Genomic DNA, 18,231 nt, shown 5'->3' with positions numbered 1-18,231 from the left:
CTATGTGTCCAGAATGGACCTTTGAAACTATGGTGATCCCGACAGGAATCGAACCTGTGACCTACAGATTAGGAATCTGCCTGGCGAAAATATCCCTTTAAAACCAATTAGTTATTGGTACTAATCTCTTGGAGAACAGGATAGGACAGCTAACTGGTCAAGACAGAACAATTTTCGATTGTGTCCCATGACGGATGGGACATACAAATAGACAAAATCAAGTAGTCATGGGGGTTCGTGTGCAAAAACTGCACACGAAAGTTCTGCTTCTCTCCATTTTCGTTCCTGCGACGAGGCGGCCGAGAGCTCTCTTGGGGCGCCTTTTGGCCGGCGGCGGCATGCATCAAATCGCCCAAAAAACACGTTGACGGATTGTAGATAATCTGCAATTTTTTGAGCCGATAACGAGGAAAGAAAAATGCTCTCGCAGGATCTGAGAACCGAGCATTTCCGTCAGTCGATGCGGCGCGTGGCATCCACGGTCAGCGTGATCACATGCAGGCATGAAGGCTGCCGATATGGCATCACCGTCACATCGGTCACACCGCTCAGCTTCGCTCCGATGTCGATCCTCGCCTGCGTCAACCGCAATTCGTCGATCAGCGTGCCGCTTAAGGAAGAGGGGCATTACTGCATCAACGTGCTTCGAGCCTCGCAGGCCGACATATCCAACTCCTTCAGCGGCGGACGGCCGGCCGAGAAGCGTTTCGACATCGGCGAGTGGATCGAAAAGGACGGCATACCGTACCTGGCAAGCGCCCAGGCGAACCTGTTCTGCGAAATGGATCAGGCGATCTCCTACGCCACACACGACATAATCATCGGACGTGTCGCGTGGGTGGCATTCGCCTCCGATGTCGACCCGCTGATCTACCAGAACGGCGCCTATGCGCTGACTTCACCCATGGTCCTGCAGAAGGCTGGATAGGACTGTTCGCCAAACGTCGACAGCCGTCGCCGAAGGATTTTAGGAGCAAATGAATGCAGCTTGGTCTTTTCAACCTGATGACACTTCGCGATCATCCCGACGGCGCACCGGGCGTGATGCGCGACACGCGCAAGATGGTGGAGACCGCCGATGAGCTCGGCTTCGATGTCGCGTGGTTCGCCGAGCATCACTTCGCCAACTATTCGAGCTCTCCGTCGCCGCTGATGATGTGCTCCTACGCGGCCGGCTGGACCAAGCGGATCAAGCTCGGCCCGGGCGTTATCGTGCTGCCGCTCTACAACCCGCTCCGTGTCGCCCAGGAGATCGCTGTCGCCGACACGCAGACTGAGGGCCGCCTCATCATCGGCATGGGTACGGGCTATCAACGCTATGAGTTTGACCGCTACAATGTCGTGCTGGACGACAGGGTCGACGTTTTCCTTGAGTATTGGGATGTCATCGAAAGGGCGCTCGTCGATGGCGAGGTCGAGTACAAGGGAAAACATATTTCCCTCCCCAAGACCAGCTTCGCGATCAGCACCCAGCAGAAGCCTCTTCCGCCGATCTTTGTGACGTCGTCGCACCCCAAGCTCCTCGATCGCTTCAAGAAATGGAAAGCGGTCCCGTTCCTTGCAGCCAGCACGCTCGGATCACCCGTGCTCTACAAGATGGTCGACGGACTTAATGATGCCTGGACGTCCATCGGCGAGCAGCCTTCGGCCAAACCCTTGGCGATCATGCAGTATCTGGCCATAACCGACAGCCGCAGGGAGGCATTGGCCGTGGCGGAGCGTGCCAGGTACGTGGGGCGTATGGCGCATCATCTGCGCCAGGCCTCACCGCCGCTCGACGACAACAGCTACATCAGCAACCAGGCGTTCGAAGGCGAGTACACGCTCGACCAATATGCGGACAACATGGTGGTGGGCGATCCACACACCGTTGCCGAGAAAATGGTCGCGGATATCAAACGTCTCAATCCAAGCAACTACACCTGCAACTTCTCCTTCGGCTGCATGCCAATCGAGCTGGCGCATCGATCGATCGTTCGATTCAAGAATGAAGTCGTGCCGCTGATCGAGAAGGAAGTGGGACCTATCGAAGCTCTCGGCGTGACACCCGGGCTGGCGAGAAAGGCGAGTTGAGCGGCCTCACAAATGCTCAGCCAACAACTTGGTCTGTAACAAAGAAAAGGGGAATGAAATGAGAACGATTGTTAAGGCTCTGCTGGCGACAGCGGTAGCCACCTTGACGCTCGCCGGCCAAGCGCATGCCGACTCGGCCCTGGACACGATCATCCAGAGCAAGAAGCTGCGCTGCGGGATCATGCTGGACAGCCCGCCCGCCGGATTTCGCGACCAGAACAACGAGCCCGACGGCTATGACGTCACCTACTGCAAGGACATGGCGAAGGCGCTCGGCGCGGAGCCGGTGGTCGTCGAGACGCCATCGCCGGATCGTATCCCATCCTTGGTTTCGAACCGCATCGACGTGCTGATCGCATCCACCACGCCGACCCCGGCGCGTGCGTTGACGGTAGCCTTCACCCAGCCTTATACCAACAACGTCATGGCCGTGGTGACGCGCAAGGACACCGGGATCACCCAGTACTCCGACTTGGCAGCCAAAAAACTCGGTGGCGTCGTGGGCACCACGCCTGAACAGCTCTTCAAGGACGAGCTTGGCAAGGGCTGGAAGGGTTCGGGAGCGACCTACACCGGTTTTGCGAGCGATTCAGAAACCTTCCTTGCTCTGCAGCAGGGCAAGATCGACGCCATCGTGATCAATGTAGCTGTCTTCAACGCGCTATCGCAAAGTGGTCAGTTTCCGGAATTCGTGATGGCCGGGCTGGCTCCTCTCGCCGATTTTGGTTCGATTGCGGTACGGCGTGACGACCAACAATTCCTGAACTGGGCGCGGGTTTTCGTGTTCACTCAGGTGTCAAACGGCCGCTGGGCCGAGGTCTATCACAAGTACTACGGGGATGGTCCGTTGCCGCCGCTGACAGCCGAAGGCATTAACTTCTAACCATAGGGCTTGTGCCGGCAGGAAAGCCTGCCGGCAAAGAGCACAGGATGATTGGCATGAACGGCTATCAGTTCTACTGGTCCATCGTCTGGGATTCACTGCCTCTGCTGCTGGCCGGAGCCTGGGTGACGATCCAGATCACCATTCTCGCCTTCATTGTCGGCACACTCATTGCGATGCCCATGGCTGTCGCGCGCCAGCAGGGCGAGGGATGGGCCTACCGCTTTTCGACCTGGTGGGTGGAGCTGTCGCGCAACACGCCTGCCGTCTTTCAGCTCTATCTCTTTTATTTCGGGCTGGGCGCCTTCCACATCAACATCCCCAGCTACGCCGCCGTCCTCATCTCCGTTTCCTTCAACAACGCCGGATACATGACGGAAATATTCAGGGGTGGCCTCAACGCCATCCCGCGACAGCAGCTGTCGGCTTCGCGCTCACTCGGCATGACCAGCCCGCAGAGCTTTATCCATGTGATCTTTCCGCAGATGTTCAAGGTGATCTTCCTTGCCTATGTCACACAAGGCATCTGGGGCATGCTGAACACCTCGCTTGGCATGCTGGTCGGACTGCAGGAGCTCTCGGGCGCCACGCAGTACGCGCAGTCGGCATCCTTCCGGACATTCGAGTTCTTTCTGGCCACGGCGCTGATCTATTACCTCATCGCCAAAGGGCTGCAGTTCTCGTCCCACCTGGCCTTCCGCCTCATATACAGGAGCTAGGCGTGCAGTTTCAGTTCGCAAACCAAGGCCTCGCCTGGTCGGATGCTTATTTCCTGGCTCAGGGGCTGCTCAACACCGTCAGGCTGGCTGCCGCAGCAACCCTTGTCGGCACCCTTGCCGGGATCGTCCTTGGCTGGTTGCGCACCGTGTCCGTGACCGTGAGGATCGCCACGGCCCCCTTCATCGACATCCTGCGCAGCGTGCCGATGATCATCCAGCTGATACTCGCCAACAGCCTTCTGTCGATCCTGGGCTTCGGCGCTTCACCCTTTTGGTTCGGTACCGTCGCGCTTGGTGCCTGGATGTCGGCAGTAACTGCCGAGGTGGTTCGGGCGGGCCTCCTATCGGTCCCGGCTCAATACCGCAGGAGCGCTCGCTCGCTCGGCATGAACGGCTACCAGGAGCTTTTGTACATATCCATGCCCCTGGCATTCAGGACCGCACTGGCTCCGTGGATCGGGCTCGTCCTCAGCCTGATCAAGGACAGCGCTCTCGCAGGCGTAGTCGGCTACATCGAATACATGCGTTCCACCCAAATACTCATCACCAGGACACATGAGACCTGGTTGCTGCTGATGGGGGCGGGGCTTTTCTATTTCCTTATCTGCTATCCTGTTTCCCGGTACAGCCGGCACCTCGAAAGAAAGGTCCGCGTATGATCCGCATCAGCAACGTCCAGAAGGCCTTCGGATCGGTGATCGTGCTCAAGGGCATCGATCTCACGGTCGAAAAGGGCGAACTCGTCTGCCTCATCGGCGCGAGCGGGTCGGGAAAATCAACGCTCCTGCAATGCATCAACGGGCTCGAACCAATCCAAGGCGGCGAAATCCTCGTAGACGGCATCAGCGTCCACGATCCGAAGACCGATATCAACAAGTTGCGCTGCAAGCTGGGCATCGTGTTCCAGCAGTACAACGCCTTCCCGCACCTCACGGCGCTGGAAAATGTCGCGCTGGCACCCCGGGTGGTCGCAAAGCGCAGCCGCGCGGAGGCGCGCGCACTTGCGCAGAAGCACCTCGAGCATGTGGGGCTCGGCGACAAGGGCGACAGCTTGCCATCTCAGCTCTCGGGCGGCCAGCAGCAGCGTCTCGCCATCGCCCGGGCGCTTGCGATGGAGCCGAGCTACATGCTCTTCGACGAGGTCACTTCCGCACTGGATCCCGAACTTGTCGGCGAAGTGCTTGAGACAATGCGCCTCCTGAAGAGCGAGGGCATGACGATGGTGGTTGTCACACACGATATCAATTTCGCTCGGGAATCGGCCGACCGCGTGGCCTTTCTCTGCCAGGGCGAAGTCTGTGAAATCGGCACGGCCGAAGAGGTGATCGACCATCCCCGCAAAGAACAGACACAGAAGTTCCTGCGACGCGAGAATCGCAAGCCCCTTGAAATCGTCAGAAGCTCAGTCGCCTAGCGAATTCCATCCAACGCACCATCGAGGGTTAACTCATGATCTCGTACGATCTCACGGGAAAGGCGGCGCTCGTTACCGGGGGCGCGTCGGGCATCGGCCTCGAAACCGCGCGCATGATGGCCAAGGCCGGCGCCAAGGTCGCAATTAATTATCTGCCGGCGGACCAGCGGGGCGAGGCTGCTCTCGCTGAGCTCCAAAAGGAGGGCCTCGACGTCATCGGTGCTCCAGGCGATGTCGGCGATGCCGGGCAGGCCAAGGCAATGGTGCTCGAGGCGGTGGCGAAGCTCGGCCGTCTCGACCTGCTTGTCAACAACGCGGGAATACCGGGCGTGAAGATCCCGGTGCCGATCAACGACCTGGACAACATAACGGAGGAGCTTTGGGCGAATCTGCTGAATGTCAACCTGATGAGCGTTTTCAGGTGCTCGAAGGCCGCGGCGGCTGCTCTCAAGATGGCCAAAGGTTCGATCGTGAACACCGCTTCCATCGCCGGCTTCGGCGCCGTGGCCAGCACCATCGCCTATAGCGGCTCCAAGGCTGCCGTCATCAACCTGACGAAGAACCTGGCGCGTGCGCTCGCTCCCGATGTGCGCGTCAACGCTGTGGCGCCCGGCGTCGTCGAAAGCTCGTGGGCGATTGAATGGTCGGAGGAGCGTCGTCAGAGCACCCTCGCCAGCACACCTCTGAAGAAAGTCTGCACCACGGCGGATGTCGCGGAGCTTATCGTCTTCCTCGGTTTCGCCGGCGCGCTGATCACCGGTCAGACGGTGGCGATCGACGGCGGCATCTCGATCTGATCGCAACATGGAGAACTGCATGGAACTCGTGAAGCTCAAGTCCGGCAGCATCCTCGAAGAGAAGGAAGGCTATTCGCGGATCGTCGCCCTCGACAACTGGATCTTCATGTCCCTGACCGCAGGACGCGACTACAAGACCCGTGCGATGCCTGAGACGGCGATCGAGCAGGCAAGGCAGGCGATGAAGAATGTCGAAGGCGCGCTTGAGGCGGTCGGCAGCAGCCTTGCGGATGTGGTGCGGCGGCGCATCTTCATTCCGCGCCAGGAAGATGTCCCGGAAGTCATGGCCTATATGGGCGAGAAGTTCCGGGGCATCTCTCCGGCAAGCTGCGTCAGCTGCGGCCCGCTGGGCGGACCTGAGTATCTCTTCGAAATCGAGATCACTGCGTATCGTGGTGCGGGTGCCCTTGCCGTGAAGAACCTGTCGATCTCGCTCTAACTAGACGAGACGAACGAACGCATCGGTGCGCTAGGTGCCATGCGTCTTACCCTGGCTCTGCTGATCGGTCTGCACGGCAGGGTTCGAGAGCAGGGATTGAAGGAACCAACTACGAACACTGCGGGATGGAGAAACGCCGATGGCGACGGTAGCGGTTGGGCACAGGGGTCGTTGGCTCCTCCTGGGCTCTCGTGTTTGCGCGCGCGGCCTACGAAGTCCACGTCTTCGACATCTCCGAAGACGCCACAACAACATTCGTCCGGCAGGCGCTTGTCGACCTGGAGAAAGGAAACCTGGCCGGATCGGACGGCATCGATGCCATGATGTCGCGGCTTCACACTACCACAGACCTGGCCGAGGCGGTCGCGAATGTCGACTACATCTATCCGCACCGGCATCAGTTCAACTTTGCACGGGATCAGTTCAGCGAGGCTGATTGGGCGCTGCAGCGCAACTACCTAAATCGGGACACGCACTGAAACGACAGGAACGGCAAGTCAGGCGGGACAGAACGTTTTCCACTTGTTCCGTAGGGATAGCTTAGTGGCAGGCTTCTCATCAGGTGATCGAATTTGTATATAGTCTACATTCCGAACGCCTGTGCTGCCGATCTTCTGCGGTCGCCTTATGAGGATCTTTGATGCGACACGCAAATGAAACGGGCGCCATTCTGGCTCCCATGACGCAGATGGAAAGCACGCAGTTCGCTGCGGAGCAAATCCGGAACGCGATCATTGCCGGGCGCTTCAAGCCCGGCGACCGGCTGGTCGAGCAACAGCTTACCGACATGTTGAACGTCTCCCGACATCCGGTCAGGGAAGCGTTGCGCCTGCTTGCTCGCGAGGGGTTCGTGGAGCTCAAGCGGAACAAGGGAGCATCCGTCAGGGCGGTGGACGCAGACAGCGTCATCGAAGTCTACAATATCCGGATGGCACTGGGAAAAATTGCCCTAGACCATCTGCTCGCGGAACCAGGTCGCTTGGCCTCGGCTGACATCAAGCGCCTCGAAAAATTGGCTGAGAATGCCGTCAAGTTCGCTAACCTCGATAGCCAGGTCGAGACCGTTCGCAACGATCTTGAGTTCCAGCAGGCGATCATTGATGCGACGGGATTGCAGCGGACCATCCGCTACTTTTCCGAGCTGACCGCAGATGTGAGGCGCTTCAACCATCAACTGGGGGTCGTTTATACTGACCGAAAGGGCGATGCCGAGAAGTATGTCGTCAAGCTATTCGAAAGCTTGCGGGACGGAGATCTCCGTACTGCGCATGAGATCTGGCAAGCCAAGTTCTCGAAGGCTCTTCAGCGCTACCTTTCGCTGATTACCGACAGTGAATCAGACGGGGCGAGCCGCAACGCCGTCGGGGTGAAAGCCAGTCGACCCTCAAGTCGGTAGTAAGACACGACCTTGCACGAGGCATCTTCGCGCATTGATCGTCCTCTGGATTTCGATAGTCATGATGCGACTCGGGCTCAATCACCGGCATTGGGCGGAGAGCCAGGCAGATGACGCGACTTAGGTGACAAGCCGCTCGGGAGGCTTGCGGACGTGTGCGCCCTGCTCGCGATCGCGCGCGCGGCGAAAACTAGCGAACCGCGAAGCTGAACTGTGCGTAGTACGAAGGCGACAATTCTCTGCTGGTCAAAAACGTTCAAAGACACCATCATGCAATAAAAATTGCAAGGATGTGCATCATGGACGAAAAAGTCGAGGCGCCCCAGGACTATGAGGATCTCATCCGCGTAATTCACGACCGGTATGACGGGATGAGCAAGTCGTACCAGAAGATTGCGTTGTACCTCACCCAAAATCCGAATGACGTCGCGGTGCGATCGGTGAACTTGATCGGGGAAAGCAGCGGCGTTCACGCGTCCAGCTTCGTCCGCTTTGCCCAAGCACTGGGGTATGAGGGGTTCAAGGACCTGCAGGGCCTCTTCCAGAAACGATTGTCCACCGCAGCTCCCGGCTTCGAAGCCCGCGTCAAGGCGTTGGAGAAGGAACTGGGGGAGCGGACGGATCGCAGCGAGATGGGATTCATGCACGATTTGGTCGTCCGTGACATAGCGTCCCTGAAAGAGATGCTCACCGCCATTCAACCCGAGGATCTGGCGGAAGCCGTTAGCCTGCTCGAGAAGGCCGATGTCGTCTATCTGATCGGACAACTTCGCTCGGCACCGGTGGTCGAACTCCTTCGCTATATACTGACCATGCTTGGCAAGCGCTGCGTGCTCCTGGATCCGGGCGGTGGGCTGGCCACGCATATGGCCCGCGCGATGCGGAAAACTGACCTGCTGTTTGCGGTCTCGTTTCGCTTCTACGCGAACGAAGTCGTCAATGTCGTGGAAGAAGCCGCGGGGAGAGGCATACCCATCGTGGCGATCTCGGACAGCACGCTGTCTCCCTTGGCCAAGAGCGCGCGCGTTCTCTTCGCCGTGCCGGAGCACGAATACACTTTCTCGCGCTCGCTGGCGGCTCCTATGTGCCTTGCGCAGGCTTTGACCGTAGCCTTGGCGGCGAGGCTTCAAAACAACGCGGTCAATCCCCGCATTCCAACGGTTACCGAGCGGTAGGGACTGCAAACCTGGCGTTGTTGCAGTATTGCGGTCCGCGGACGGTCGATTCTCAATCGGCGTCGGAGGGCGAGAGCGCCATCGCCTCTTCAGGCACTGCCATGGGACCGGATGCGGCACCAAGGACTGTCTGGTCGTAGTCCACCACAGCACCTGTCATGAGCCCAGCATCATCCGAAACAAGGAAGTTGACGGTGCGGGCAACCTCGGCCGGGTCGATAAGCCGGCCGAAGGGCAGGTTTGCTACGGCTTTCGCTTCCCAGTCGGGATCGCCCTTCTCGCTCGCCTGCAATTCCCGCTCGTTGTCAGAGGCCATCCAGCCAATGTCCAACTGGTTGACGCGGATGCGGTTTTTCATAACGGAAAACGCTGTATTGCGGGTCAGCGTTGCCAGCGCCGCCTTGGTGGCACAGTAGACGTTGATGAAGGGCTGGCCGGCATGTTCCGAGATCGAGCCGATGTTGCAGATCGCACCCTCAATGCCATTGCGGATCATGTGCCTGATGGCTTCCTGCATGAGGAAATAAGGACCGCGCACATTGACGGCGAACAGGGCGTCGAAGAGTTCGGGCGAAGTATCGAGGATGGTGCCACGGTCCGTGCGGGCACCTGCGTTCACCAGCACATGCATCTTGCCGTAAACGCGCTCGGCCTCCGCGATCACGCGTCGGCAATCCTCGACTTTGCCGAGATCGGCATTGACAAAGTGGACCGGCACGCCGGTGTCGCGCGTGATCGCCTCGGCCACGGCACGGCCCTTCGCTTCGTTGCGGCCGAGCGTCACGAGACCCGTAGCGCCCGCTTCGGCAAGTCGATGCGCGATGGCCGCTCCCAACCCTTGCGTCGAGCCGGTGACGACACAGACCTTTCCATCCATCCGGTTCATGCGTTCAGCCCTCCACCGTGTAGCCAGCCGCGGCCATCACACGCAGCAGTTCCTTGTGCCCTATCTTCGCCATTTCGAGCGGTGGACTTTTGATGGGGTCCTGTTCGGCTTCAACGACGAACCAGCCTTCGTAGCCGTGGTTCGCCAAGCGCTTGACGATCGCCTCGAAGTCGAGCGAGCCGTCACCGGGCACGGTGAAGGCTCCCTTGACCACCGCGTCGAGAAAACTTTCCCGGGTGCGGTCGAGCCCATCCACGACTGCCTGGCGGATGTCTTTGGTGTGGACATGCGAAATGCGGGCGTGGTGCTTGTCGATCACCCGCAGCACGTCGCCGCCAGCAAAGGCCATGTGGCCGGCATCGTAGAGCAGCGGCAGCGCCGCGCCCGAGTGTTTCATCAGGAGGTCGAGTTCTTCTTCGGTCTCGATCGGTGCGGCCATGTGATGGTGATAGGCAATCGGCATACCCTCGTCCGAACACCATTCGGCGAAAGCAGTCATTTTGCGGCCATAGATCCTGATCTCGTCTTCAGAGAGCCGCCGCTTGGTGGAGAGCGGTGCGGAACGATCACCCTGTATAGTGCCCGCAGTCTCGCCATAGACGATGCAGGGGGCATCGACGGCCTTGAAAAGCTGCATCTGTTGGGCGATGCGGTCTTTCTCCGCTTCGATATTGCCGTCAAGCAGCAGACCGGAGAACCAGCCGCCGCAGACGCTCATGCCGTGCTGCCTCAGGATGGGCTCAAGCACCGCCGCGTCCATCGGGAAGCGGCGGCCGGTCTCCATGCCGGTGAAACCGGCCTCGCGAGCCTGCCGCAGGCACTCCTCAAGCGAAACGTCGTCGCTCAATTCGGGAAGGTCATCGTTCCACCAGGCGATCGGCGCGATGCCAAGCTTGGCTCTCATCTTTCTTCTCCTATCATCATTCCAGCCGCTTCCGCCGACTGTTGGCGCCACGAAAAACATACTGCCGGAACAATGCTCAGGGAGTGTCGCATCGTTCCGGCAGAGGACGCACCGAGGGGCGTCCGGTAAACTCAGACACCTATGCGCTGCCGTTTGCGGCCCTCGGCTTGCGCGGAATGGGCCTCGCGAACCTGTTCGCGCTCGCTGACCGCGGGCACGCCGACGTCCCACCACGCATCACCGGGCGTCCAGGTGAAGGCGTCGGAGACGATGGTGACGACGGTGGTGCGGTCGGTGGTCTTCGCCCATTCGATCGCCTGGCCGAGATCGGCGAGGCTTTCGACACGCCGCGTGAGCGCGCCCATAGCTTCCGCGTGCTTGGCAAAGTCGACCGAGAACGGCTCCTTGACCCGGCAGTCCTTGATCAGGTTGTTGAAGGAGGCGCCGCCCTTGGCGTTCTGCAGCCGATTGATCACCGCATAGCCGCCATTGTCGCAGACGACGACGATCATCTTGTGGCCGGCGAGCACCGACGAATAGATGTCGGAGTTCATCATCATGTAGGTGCCGTCGCCGATCATGACGATCGGGGTGCGGGTAGGGTCGGCCATAGCCGCGCCCCAGCCGGCAGAGATTTCATAACCCATGCACGAGAAGCCGAACTCGCAGTCGAAGGTGTTCGGCTCCTTGACCCGCCAGTTCTTCATCACCTCGCCGGGCAGTCCGCCGGCCGCCGTGATCAGCAGGTCGCGTTCGCCCGCCTTTGTGTTCACCACGCCCACCACCTGCGCGTATGTCGGTACCGGGTCATTCGTGGGCTTCTGGAATCCGTCGAGCGCGGTGTTCCACTTGGCAAACTCGACCTTGCCCTTTTCGGTCCACCCGCCGTCGGCCTTCCAGTCGCCGAGCGCGGCCTCGACCTCGTTGATGGTTTCCAGCGCATCGCCAACCACGGCGAGAGCCCGGTGTTTCGTGGCATCCCACCGTGCGGCGTTGATTGAGACGAATTTGGCGTCGGGGCTGAACGCGCTCCACGATCCAGTTGTGAAGTCCATGAGCCGTGTGCCGACGGCCAGGATCACATCGGCTTCACCCGCAAGCGCGTTGGCCGATGTCGAGCCGACGATGCCGATTGGCCCTACATGGGCGGGATGGTCGTGCGTCACCGTGCCCTTGCCGGCGATGGTTTCAGCGAGTGGTAGGCCGCGCGCCTCGGCGAATTTCGCAAGGGCGGCCTCGGCACCGGAGTAACGCACGCCGCCGCCAGAAATGATCAAGGGGCGCTTGGCCGTCTTGAGAAGCCGCACGGCCTCTTCGAGGCGGGCACGATCCGGCCGGGGGCGGGGAATCGCGTGGACCGTGGGCTCGAAGAAGGCTTGCGGGTAATCCCAGGCGATCTCCTGTACATCCTGCGGCAGAGCGATGAAGGCCGGCCCGCAATCGGCCGGATCAAGCAGCACCGCAACCGCCTGCGGCAGCGACGAGATGATCTGCTCGGGATGAACGATGCGGTCCCAGTAGCGCGTGACCGCCTTGAAGGCGTCATTGACGTTGATGGTCGGGTCGCCGAAGTGCTCGACCTGCTGCATGACCGGATCGGGCCGGCGATTGATGAAGGTGTCGCCGGAGAGCAGCAGCACCGGCAGCCGGTTCGAATGGGCGACACCCGCTGCCGTCACCATGTTCAGCGCGCCCGGACCGATCGAGGTCGCCGCAACCATGATCTGGCGCCGGCGCTTCGCCTTCGCAAAGCCAATCGCGGCGAGCGCCATCGACTGCTCGTTCTGGCCACGCCAGGTCGGCAGCACGTCCTTCACCGCCTCGAGCGCTTCGGAAAGGCACGTCACGTTGCCGTGCCCGAAGATGGCGAAGACGCCCGGAAAAAGCGGAAGTTTCTCGCCGTCGACGACCGTGAACTGGTTGCACAGATAACGCACGAGCGCCTGCGCCATGGTCAGACGGACGGTGGTCCTGGTCATGTTTTTCTCCTCCCTAACGACGGTCTTTCCAAATCTATACGGAATGCCCATTGACAAATCAACATGTTTGCAACGATCATTGCAAAAATTCAAACCGGGAGGATTTCTTGCTAAGGATAGCTGTGCTCGGCTGCGGTCGGATCGGCAGGATGCATGCGGCGAACATTGCCGCGCATCCTCGTGCGGAATTGGCCACTGTCTATGACATCGATAAATCGTCTGCGGAGGCTGTAGCGGCGCGGCACGGCGTCCGCGCTTCTTCGTCCGCCGATGAGGTATTCGCTTCGGCGGATGTCGATGCGGTCCTTGTCGCAACGGTGACTGATACGCACGCCGATTACATCGAAAAGGCGGTGGCCGCAGGCAAACCTGTGCTCTGCGAGAAGCCGATCGATCTCAGCCTGGAAAGGGTGAACCGTTGCGCCGCGGCAATTTCGTCCAAGGGCGTGCCGGTGCAGATCGGTTTCAACCGGCGTTTCGACCCCGGTCACCGCGCGGCCTGGAACGCGGTACGATCCGGCGAGATCGGCGAGCTGCACCAGGTCATCATCACCTCGCGCGATCCGGGAATGCCGCCTCGCTCCTACTATGAGGTTGCAGGCGGACTCTTCCGCGACATGACGATTCACGATTTCGACCTCGCCCGCTTCATGCTGGGAGAAGAGCCGGAGGAGGTGTTCGCCATCGGTGGCCGGCTGATCGACCCCGCGATGATGGCGGAGCTGAACGACTACGACAGCGTCATGGTCGTGATGCGGACCAAAAGCGGCAAGCAGTGCCACATCAACAATTCCCGCACCTCCACCTATGGCTATGACCAGCGCGTCGAGCTGCTGGGCAGCACAGGCATGGTGATCAGCGGCAATCGCAAGCCCCACGAACTGCGCCGCTATTCGGCCACGCGCACGGAAGCCGCCACGCTTTATCTGGATTTTTTCATCGAACGCTACCGCGAGGCATTTGACGCCGAGATCGATGCTTTCGTCACCTCTGTCGAGAAGGGCGAGGCGCCGCAGGTCGGCTTCGAGGACGGGCGTCGCGCCCTGATCCTGGCCGAAGCGGCGATGAAATCGGCGGTCGAAGGTCGCTCCGTGAAGGTCAGCGAGATCGGATAAGCCATGTACGCGAATTACGGACTGTTCATCGACGGCAAGTGGCGCCAGGCATCCGACGGTGGAGCCGCACCCGTCATGAGTCCGGCGACGGAGAAGCCGCTGGGCGAGGTTCCTGTTGCCACGCGCGCGGACACGGAAGAGGCGCTGGTTAGCGCCGCCCGTGGGTTTTCCGCATGGAAATCCAAGGGTGGTTTTGAGCGCGCGTCCGCGCTGCATGCTATCGCGGACGAGATGAGCCGCCGCAAGGACGAAGCGGCGCGGATGATCTCCAGCGAGACCGGCAAACCCATTGCCCAGTCCGAGCGCGAATGGGGGCTGGCTGTCGATCAGTTCCGCTGGTACGCCGAAGAGGGCCGCCGGATCTATGGGCGCGTCATCGAATCGCGCGTGCCCGGCGGTCGTTTCGAAGTTCTGCACGAGCCTGTCGGGATCGCAGCCGCCTTCACCGCCTGGAACTTTCCGGCAGCCCTGGTCGCCCGCAAGGTGGCGCCGGCGCTCGCCGCCGGCTGCTCGACCATCGTCCGGCCGTCAAGTCAGACGCCGGGGACGGCGATGCTGATGGTCGACTGCATCCGCGCCGGCAATCTTCCTGCCGGCACCGTCAACCTTGTCGTTGGACCCACGAGCACAACCTATGCGCCGATCATGGCCTCGCCGGCGGTGCGCAAGGTGTCCCTCACCGGCTCGACCCGCGTCGGCCAGCAGATGATCCGCGATGCTGCCGACACGGTGAAGAAGGTGTCTATGGAGCTTGGCGGCAACGCGCCGCTGATCGTCTTCGACGACGCCGATCTGGATGCCGCGCTCAACGTCTCCGTGCCGACCAAATACGCCAATTCCGGCCAGGTCTGCGTCACGCCGGACCGTTTCTTCGTCCACGAAAGCCTGCACGATGCCTTCGTCGAGGGCTTCGCGCAGCGCGCTAACGCACTGAAGCTCGGCGACGGGCTCGACCCATCCGTGCAGATGGGGCCGCTCATCAATGCCGGCCGGCTTTCCGAGATCGAAGACATCGTGTCCGACGCCGTGAAGGCCGGTGCGAAGCTGGTCGCGGGCGGGCATCGCGCCGCAGCGTTCAATGCCGGCCATTTTCATGAGCCCACGGTGCTCACCGATGTCGCCGACGACATGCGGGTCTTTGCCGAGGAGAATTTCGGCCCGATCGCGGCGATCACCCGGTTTTCCTCGGATGACGAGGTGCTGGAGCGGGCGAATGCTTCGCCAATGGGATTGTCGGCCTATGCCTTCACGTCGAGCCCGAAGCGCGTGCGCCGCACGGCGGCGGAGCTGAACGCGGGCATGGTCGGCATCAACAGCTTCGCGCTGGCGGCATCGGAAGCCCCGTTCGGCGGCACGAATTATTCCGGAATGGGTCGCGAGGGCGGCAGCGAGGGCATCGGCGACTACCTCGACACCAAGCTCGCGCAGATCGTGCTCTGAGGAGGTCGCCTTGATCAAGAACAAGCTGAAGCAAATCTGGGCCGAAGGCCGGCCCACGATCAACGGCTGGCTTTCGATCGGCAATCCATTCACCGCCGAGATCATGGCCGCGCAGGGCTATGACAGCGTTAGCGTCGACGTCCAGCATGGCGCGCTCGACTATTCGATGCTGCTGCCGATGTTCCAGGCGATGCGCGCTTCGGGCGTCGTGCCGATGGCGCGCGTGCCGTGGATCGAGCCGGGCATCATCATGAAGGTGCTGGATGCCGGCGCTTATGGCGTCATCTGCCCGATGGTGAATACGGCCGAACAGGCTGCTCAGTTCGTCAGCTACATGCGTTACCCGCCGGCCGGCCAGCGCAGTTTCGGCCCGACGCGCGCCAACTTCTCGGCGGGCGCCAACTACGCGGCCGAGGCCAATGACGAGGTCCTGGCCTTCGCCATGGTCGAAACCGCCGAGGCGATGCGCAATCTCAATGCGATCGCCGCGACGCCAGGTCTCGACGGCATTTATGTCGGCCCTGCCGACCTGACCTTCAGCCTGCACCAGGGGCGCCTCGCACCGGCCTTCGACCGCGAGGAGCCGGAGATGATCGAGGCGCTGCAAACGATTGTCGCGGCCTGCAAAAGAAATGGCAAGCGCGCCGCGCTGCATTGCGGCACGGCCGACTACGCCGCACGCGCCATCGAATGGGGCTTCGACATGACCACCGTGTCGGGCGACTCCCGCCTGCTTGCCGCTGCGGCCCTGGCGAGCGTCACCCGCTTCCGCGAATTGACGGGTGCGAAAGCCGTCATGGGCGAAGCCGGCAAGGGAGGCTATTGATGCCCCACGTCCTGGTGGCCGGCAAACTCCACCCGAGCGGGATCGAGTTGCTCGACGCCTCGCCGGGCGTCACCTACGATTATGTGGAGGAAGTTTCGGAGCCGAGCTATGCACCTCTGATCGGCAAGGCCGATGGTCTCGTCATTCGCACCCAGCCCTTGTCGGCCCCGACCGTCGCACGCGCCGAGAGGCTGAAGATCGTCTCACGTCATGGCGTCGGCTACGACGCGGTGGATCTGCCGTCCCTCAATCGGAATGGGATCGCGCTCGCCATCGTCGGCGACGTGAATTCGGTGTCGGTCGCCGAGCACGCCATGATGCTTCTCCTCGCGGCAACCAAGCGGCTGATCCGCGCCGATCGTGCGGTGCGTGACAACGAATGGGGCTGGCGCAACCGGCTGGAGCCGAGCGAACTCGCGGGCAGGCGACTGCTGATCCTCGGCTTCGGCCGGATCGGCCGCCACTTGGCGCGCATGGCGGCGGCATTCGGCATGGACGTGCGCGCATACGATCCGTTCCTTGAGAGGCAAGGCTGGCCGGAGGGGCCGGTCGCACCGGCGAGCGACTTGCAAGCGGGTCTAGCCTGGGCCGACGCGATCTCCGTCAACGTACCCAAGGCCGAGCGTCCGGTGATCGGTCCCGTGGAACTCTCGGCGATGAAGCCAACTGTCGTTCTCATCAACACGGCGCGAGGCGGCGTGGTCGATGAGGCGGCACTGATCGCGGCGCTGCGGGACGGGCGCATCGCCGCGGCCGGTATCGACGTCTTCGACGATGAACCGCCTGCCGCGAACCATCCGCTCTTCGGCTTCGACCAGGTGATTCTGACGCCGCACATAGCCGGGCTCACCGCCGAGTGCGGCGAGCGAATGGCAATCTCGTCGGTGCAGAACGTGCTCGATTTTTTCGCGGGGCGTATCGACTCGGCGCTGGTGGTAAACGGAGCCGAGTTGAATGGCCGCTGAAAGACCTCAACTCAGAATCGGCCTGATCGGCACCGGCTTCATGGGCAAGACCCATGTGTTCGGTTTCGCCGCGGCGCAGCGTGTCTTTGATCTGCCCTACGATCTGGTTCTTCACACCGTCGCGGACAGGACCGAGGACCTCGCGGCGCAGGCGGCCCGGACGCTGGGTTTCGCGCGGGCGAGCGGGGACTGGAGGCGTCTGGTCGAGGACCCTGAGATCGACGTGATCGACATCACGGCGCCGAATGCCTTCCACAAGGAGATGGCGCTCGGGGCAATCGCCGCTGGCAAGCACGTCTATTGCGAGAAGCCGCTGGCGCCACTTGCGGCGGATGCCCGGCAGATGGCCGACGCGGCGGAAGCGGCCGGCGTCAGGACGCAGGTCGGTTTCAACTATCTCTGCAACCCGCTGCTCGCACTGGCGCGGGAGATGATCCGCGCGGGTGAGTTGGGCGAGATCCGCAGCTATCGCGGCATCCACGCCGAGGACTACATGGCGGACGCGGGCAGCCCGTTCACGTTCCGGCATGATCCCGTTGGCGGGGGCGCGTTGGCTGATCTGGGCAGCCATGCGCTGGCCACGGCCGAGTTTCTGCTCGGCCCAGTGGAACAGGTCGTCGGCAATACCGTTACCGTCATCGCCAGCCGTCCAGACGGCGGGGGTGGGCACCGAGCTGTAGAGGTCGACGACATCGGCCGCGCATTTCTGCGTTTTGCCAACGGGGCGTCAGGCAGCATCGAAGCGAGTTGGGTCGCAACCGGCCGCAAGATGCAGCACGATTTCGAGGTTTACGGTACCAAGGGGGCGCTCTTCTTCAGCCAGGAGCGCTTCAACGAGCTGCATTTCTACAGCACGGCCGATCCCGCCGGCCGGCGCGGCTTTCGGCGGATCGAGGCCGGCCCGGATCACGACCCCTATGGACTCTTCTGCGTCGCACCGGGCCACCAGCTCGGCTTCAACGACCTGAAGGCTATAGAGGTGGCGCGGTTCGTCTATGCGATCGCCGGGAAGCGAGACGAGCCTTTCGGCTTCCGGGCAGGCCAACGCATACAGGAACTGGTGGAGGCAATTAAGGCTTCGGCTCGGGAGAGCAAGTGGCTGCGGGCAGGCTGATGCGAGGCAGAAACTTGATCTCGCATCCCGACGCGTTCGAAATAGCAGTTGCATGTTTTATTATCTTGCAATAAACATTGCAACAAGGGAGAGGCACGTCGGCCGA

The 18,231-nt window shown here is 61.4% G+C and carries 19 protein-coding genes and 1 tRNA gene; 16 read left to right on the top strand and 4 right to left on the bottom strand.

Annotated elements, in window-relative coordinates; translation table 11 throughout:
* Positions 1–30 precede the first annotated feature (30 nt).
* Positions 31–126, bottom strand: a tRNA-Ser gene (locus NMG70_RS32525).
* Between the two features lie 292 nt (positions 127–418).
* On the opposite strand from NMG70_RS32525, the gene NMG70_RS32520 reads away from it, so the two are divergent.
* The 11 genes from NMG70_RS32520 to NMG70_RS32470 all read left to right on the top strand — a co-directional run bounded on the left by NMG70_RS32520 (position 419) and on the right by NMG70_RS32470 (position 8,896).
* Complete coding sequence (locus tag NMG70_RS32520) at positions 419–928, top strand: flavin reductase family protein (protein ID WP_254028266.1); 510 nt, start codon at positions 419–421, stop codon at positions 926–928.
* Between the two features lie 53 nt (positions 929–981).
* Entirely contained in the window at positions 982–2,073 is a 1,092-nt protein-coding gene (locus tag NMG70_RS32515; protein WP_301555205.1) for an LLM class flavin-dependent oxidoreductase, read from the top strand.
* Between the two features lie 103 nt (positions 2,074–2,176).
* On the top strand, positions 2,177–2,956 hold the full coding sequence (locus NMG70_RS32510) for an ABC transporter substrate-binding protein (RefSeq protein ID WP_254028264.1): 780 nt from the start codon (positions 2,177–2,179) through the stop codon (positions 2,954–2,956).
* Between the two features lie 56 nt (positions 2,957–3,012).
* A complete protein-coding gene (locus tag NMG70_RS32505; RefSeq protein ID WP_254028263.1) occupies positions 3,013–3,675 on the top strand; it encodes an amino acid ABC transporter permease in 663 nt (220 codons plus the stop codon).
* Between the two features lie 2 nt (positions 3,676–3,677).
* Positions 3,678–4,334: an amino acid ABC transporter permease gene (locus NMG70_RS32500; protein ID WP_254028262.1), complete on the top strand. Its 657-nt coding sequence runs from the start codon at positions 3,678–3,680 to the stop codon at positions 4,332–4,334.
* On the top strand, positions 4,331–5,089 hold the full coding sequence (locus tag NMG70_RS32495; protein ID WP_254028261.1) for an amino acid ABC transporter ATP-binding protein: 759 nt from the start codon (positions 4,331–4,333) through the stop codon (positions 5,087–5,089). The genes NMG70_RS32500 and NMG70_RS32495 overlap by 4 nt, the downstream gene beginning before the upstream one ends.
* 35 nt (positions 5,090–5,124) lie before the next feature.
* A complete protein-coding gene (locus NMG70_RS32490) occupies positions 5,125–5,886 on the top strand; it encodes an SDR family NAD(P)-dependent oxidoreductase (protein ID WP_254028260.1) in 762 nt (253 codons plus the stop codon).
* A gap of 19 nt (positions 5,887–5,905) precedes the next feature.
* Positions 5,906–6,325 carry a RidA family protein gene (locus NMG70_RS32485; RefSeq protein ID WP_254028259.1) on the top strand — a complete coding sequence of 140 codons (420 nt, stop codon included), beginning with the start codon at positions 5,906–5,908 and terminating at the stop codon, positions 6,323–6,325.
* 155 nt (positions 6,326–6,480) lie between these two features.
* Positions 6,481–6,804 (top strand): 3-hydroxyacyl-CoA dehydrogenase NAD-binding domain-containing protein, encoded by a 324-nt coding sequence (locus NMG70_RS32480; protein WP_254028258.1) that lies wholly within the window; start codon positions 6,481–6,483, stop codon positions 6,802–6,804.
* 161 nt (positions 6,805–6,965) lie between these two features.
* On the top strand, positions 6,966–7,721 hold the full coding sequence (locus tag NMG70_RS32475; protein ID WP_254028257.1) for a GntR family transcriptional regulator: 756 nt from the start codon (positions 6,966–6,968) through the stop codon (positions 7,719–7,721).
* A gap of 299 nt (positions 7,722–8,020) precedes the next feature.
* Entirely contained in the window at positions 8,021–8,896 is an 876-nt protein-coding gene (locus tag NMG70_RS32470; protein ID WP_254028256.1) for a MurR/RpiR family transcriptional regulator, read from the top strand.
* 52 nt (positions 8,897–8,948) lie between these two features.
* Here NMG70_RS32470 and NMG70_RS32465 read toward each other — a convergent pair whose 3' ends face one another.
* The 3 genes from NMG70_RS32465 to iolD all read right to left on the bottom strand — a co-directional run bounded on the left by NMG70_RS32465 (position 8,949) and on the right by iolD (position 12,665).
* Positions 8,949–9,782 carry an SDR family oxidoreductase gene (locus NMG70_RS32465; protein WP_254028255.1) on the bottom strand — a complete coding sequence of 278 codons (834 nt, stop codon included), beginning with the start codon at positions 9,780–9,782 and terminating at the stop codon, positions 8,949–8,951.
* A 4-nt stretch (positions 9,783–9,786) separates the two neighbouring features.
* Positions 9,787–10,686 carry a myo-inosose-2 dehydratase gene (iolE, locus tag NMG70_RS32460; RefSeq protein ID WP_254028254.1) on the bottom strand — a complete coding sequence of 300 codons (900 nt, stop codon included), beginning with the start codon at positions 10,684–10,686 and terminating at the stop codon, positions 9,787–9,789.
* Positions 10,687–10,817: 131 nt separating this feature from the next.
* Positions 10,818–12,665: a 3D-(3,5/4)-trihydroxycyclohexane-1,2-dione acylhydrolase (decyclizing) gene (gene iolD, locus NMG70_RS32455; RefSeq protein ID WP_254028253.1), complete on the bottom strand. Its 1,848-nt coding sequence runs from the start codon at positions 12,663–12,665 to the stop codon at positions 10,818–10,820.
* Between the two features lie 149 nt (positions 12,666–12,814).
* On the opposite strand from iolD, the gene iolG reads away from it, so the two are divergent.
* From iolG to NMG70_RS32430, 5 genes are read left to right on the top strand one after another with little or no spacing between them, the layout of a single operon-like run.
* Positions 12,815–13,780 carry an inositol 2-dehydrogenase gene (gene iolG, locus NMG70_RS32450; protein WP_254028276.1) on the top strand — a complete coding sequence of 322 codons (966 nt, stop codon included), beginning with the start codon at positions 12,815–12,817 and terminating at the stop codon, positions 13,778–13,780.
* Between the two features lie 3 nt (positions 13,781–13,783).
* A complete protein-coding gene (locus NMG70_RS32445) occupies positions 13,784–15,220 on the top strand; it encodes an NAD-dependent succinate-semialdehyde dehydrogenase (protein ID WP_254028252.1) in 1,437 nt (478 codons plus the stop codon).
* 10 nt (positions 15,221–15,230) lie between these two features.
* Positions 15,231–16,046, top strand: coding sequence for an HpcH/HpaI aldolase family protein (locus NMG70_RS32440; protein WP_254028251.1), 816 nt, complete (start codon positions 15,231–15,233; stop codon positions 16,044–16,046).
* The gene (locus NMG70_RS32435) at positions 16,046–17,011 is read left to right on the top strand and encodes a hydroxyacid dehydrogenase (RefSeq protein ID WP_301555203.1); all 966 of its coding nucleotides are present in this window, start codon (positions 16,046–16,048) and stop codon (positions 17,009–17,011) included. The genes NMG70_RS32440 and NMG70_RS32435 overlap by 1 nt, the downstream gene beginning before the upstream one ends.
* The gene (locus NMG70_RS32430; protein ID WP_254028249.1) at positions 17,001–18,125 is read left to right on the top strand and encodes a Gfo/Idh/MocA family protein; all 1,125 of its coding nucleotides are present in this window, start codon (positions 17,001–17,003) and stop codon (positions 18,123–18,125) included. The genes NMG70_RS32435 and NMG70_RS32430 overlap by 11 nt, the downstream gene beginning before the upstream one ends.
* The last annotated feature ends 106 nt before the right edge of the window (positions 18,126–18,231 follow it).

The sequence above is a fragment of the Mesorhizobium ventifaucium genome, from assembly GCF_935822925.1.
GTDB classification, from domain to species: Bacteria; Pseudomonadota; Alphaproteobacteria; order Rhizobiales; family Rhizobiaceae; genus Mesorhizobium; species Mesorhizobium ventifaucium.
This window is presented reverse-complemented; position numbering and strand designations above follow the sequence as displayed.

Bases quoted from the DNA above. Each gene is read 5' to 3' on its own strand.
- NMG70_RS32485 (WP_254028259.1), top strand. From the start codon at position 5,906: ATGGAACTCGTGAAGCTCAAGTCCGGCAGCATCCTCGAAGAGAAGGAA.
- NMG70_RS32515 (WP_301555205.1), top strand. From the start codon at position 982: ATGCAGCTTGGTCTTTTCAACCTGATGACACTTCGCGATCATCCCGAC.
- NMG70_RS32430 (WP_254028249.1), top strand. From the start codon at position 17,001: ATGGCCGCTGAAAGACCTCAACTCAGAATCGGCCTGATCGGCACCGGC.
- NMG70_RS32490 (WP_254028260.1), top strand. From the start codon at position 5,125: ATGATCTCGTACGATCTCACGGGAAAGGCGGCGCTCGTTACCGGGGGC.
- NMG70_RS32465 (WP_254028255.1), bottom strand. From the start codon at position 9,782: ATGAACCGGATGGATGGAAAGGTCTGTGTCGTCACCGGCTCGACGCAA.
- iolE (WP_254028254.1), bottom strand. From the start codon at position 10,686: ATGAGAGCCAAGCTTGGCATCGCGCCGATCGCCTGGTGGAACGATGAC.
- NMG70_RS32520 (WP_254028266.1), top strand. From the start codon at position 419: ATGCTCTCGCAGGATCTGAGAACCGAGCATTTCCGTCAGTCGATGCGG.
- NMG70_RS32435 (WP_301555203.1), top strand. From the start codon at position 16,046: ATGCCCCACGTCCTGGTGGCCGGCAAACTCCACCCGAGCGGGATCGAG.
- NMG70_RS32475 (WP_254028257.1), top strand. From the start codon at position 6,966: ATGCGACACGCAAATGAAACGGGCGCCATTCTGGCTCCCATGACGCAG.
- NMG70_RS32445 (WP_254028252.1), top strand. From the start codon at position 13,784: ATGTACGCGAATTACGGACTGTTCATCGACGGCAAGTGGCGCCAGGCA.
- NMG70_RS32470 (WP_254028256.1), top strand. From the start codon at position 8,021: ATGGACGAAAAAGTCGAGGCGCCCCAGGACTATGAGGATCTCATCCGC.
- NMG70_RS32495 (WP_254028261.1), top strand. From the start codon at position 4,331: ATGATCCGCATCAGCAACGTCCAGAAGGCCTTCGGATCGGTGATCGTG.
- NMG70_RS32505 (WP_254028263.1), top strand. From the start codon at position 3,013: ATGAACGGCTATCAGTTCTACTGGTCCATCGTCTGGGATTCACTGCCT.
- iolG (WP_254028276.1), top strand. From the start codon at position 12,815: ATGCATGCGGCGAACATTGCCGCGCATCCTCGTGCGGAATTGGCCACT.
- iolD (WP_254028253.1), bottom strand. From the start codon at position 12,665: ATGACCAGGACCACCGTCCGTCTGACCATGGCGCAGGCGCTCGTGCGT.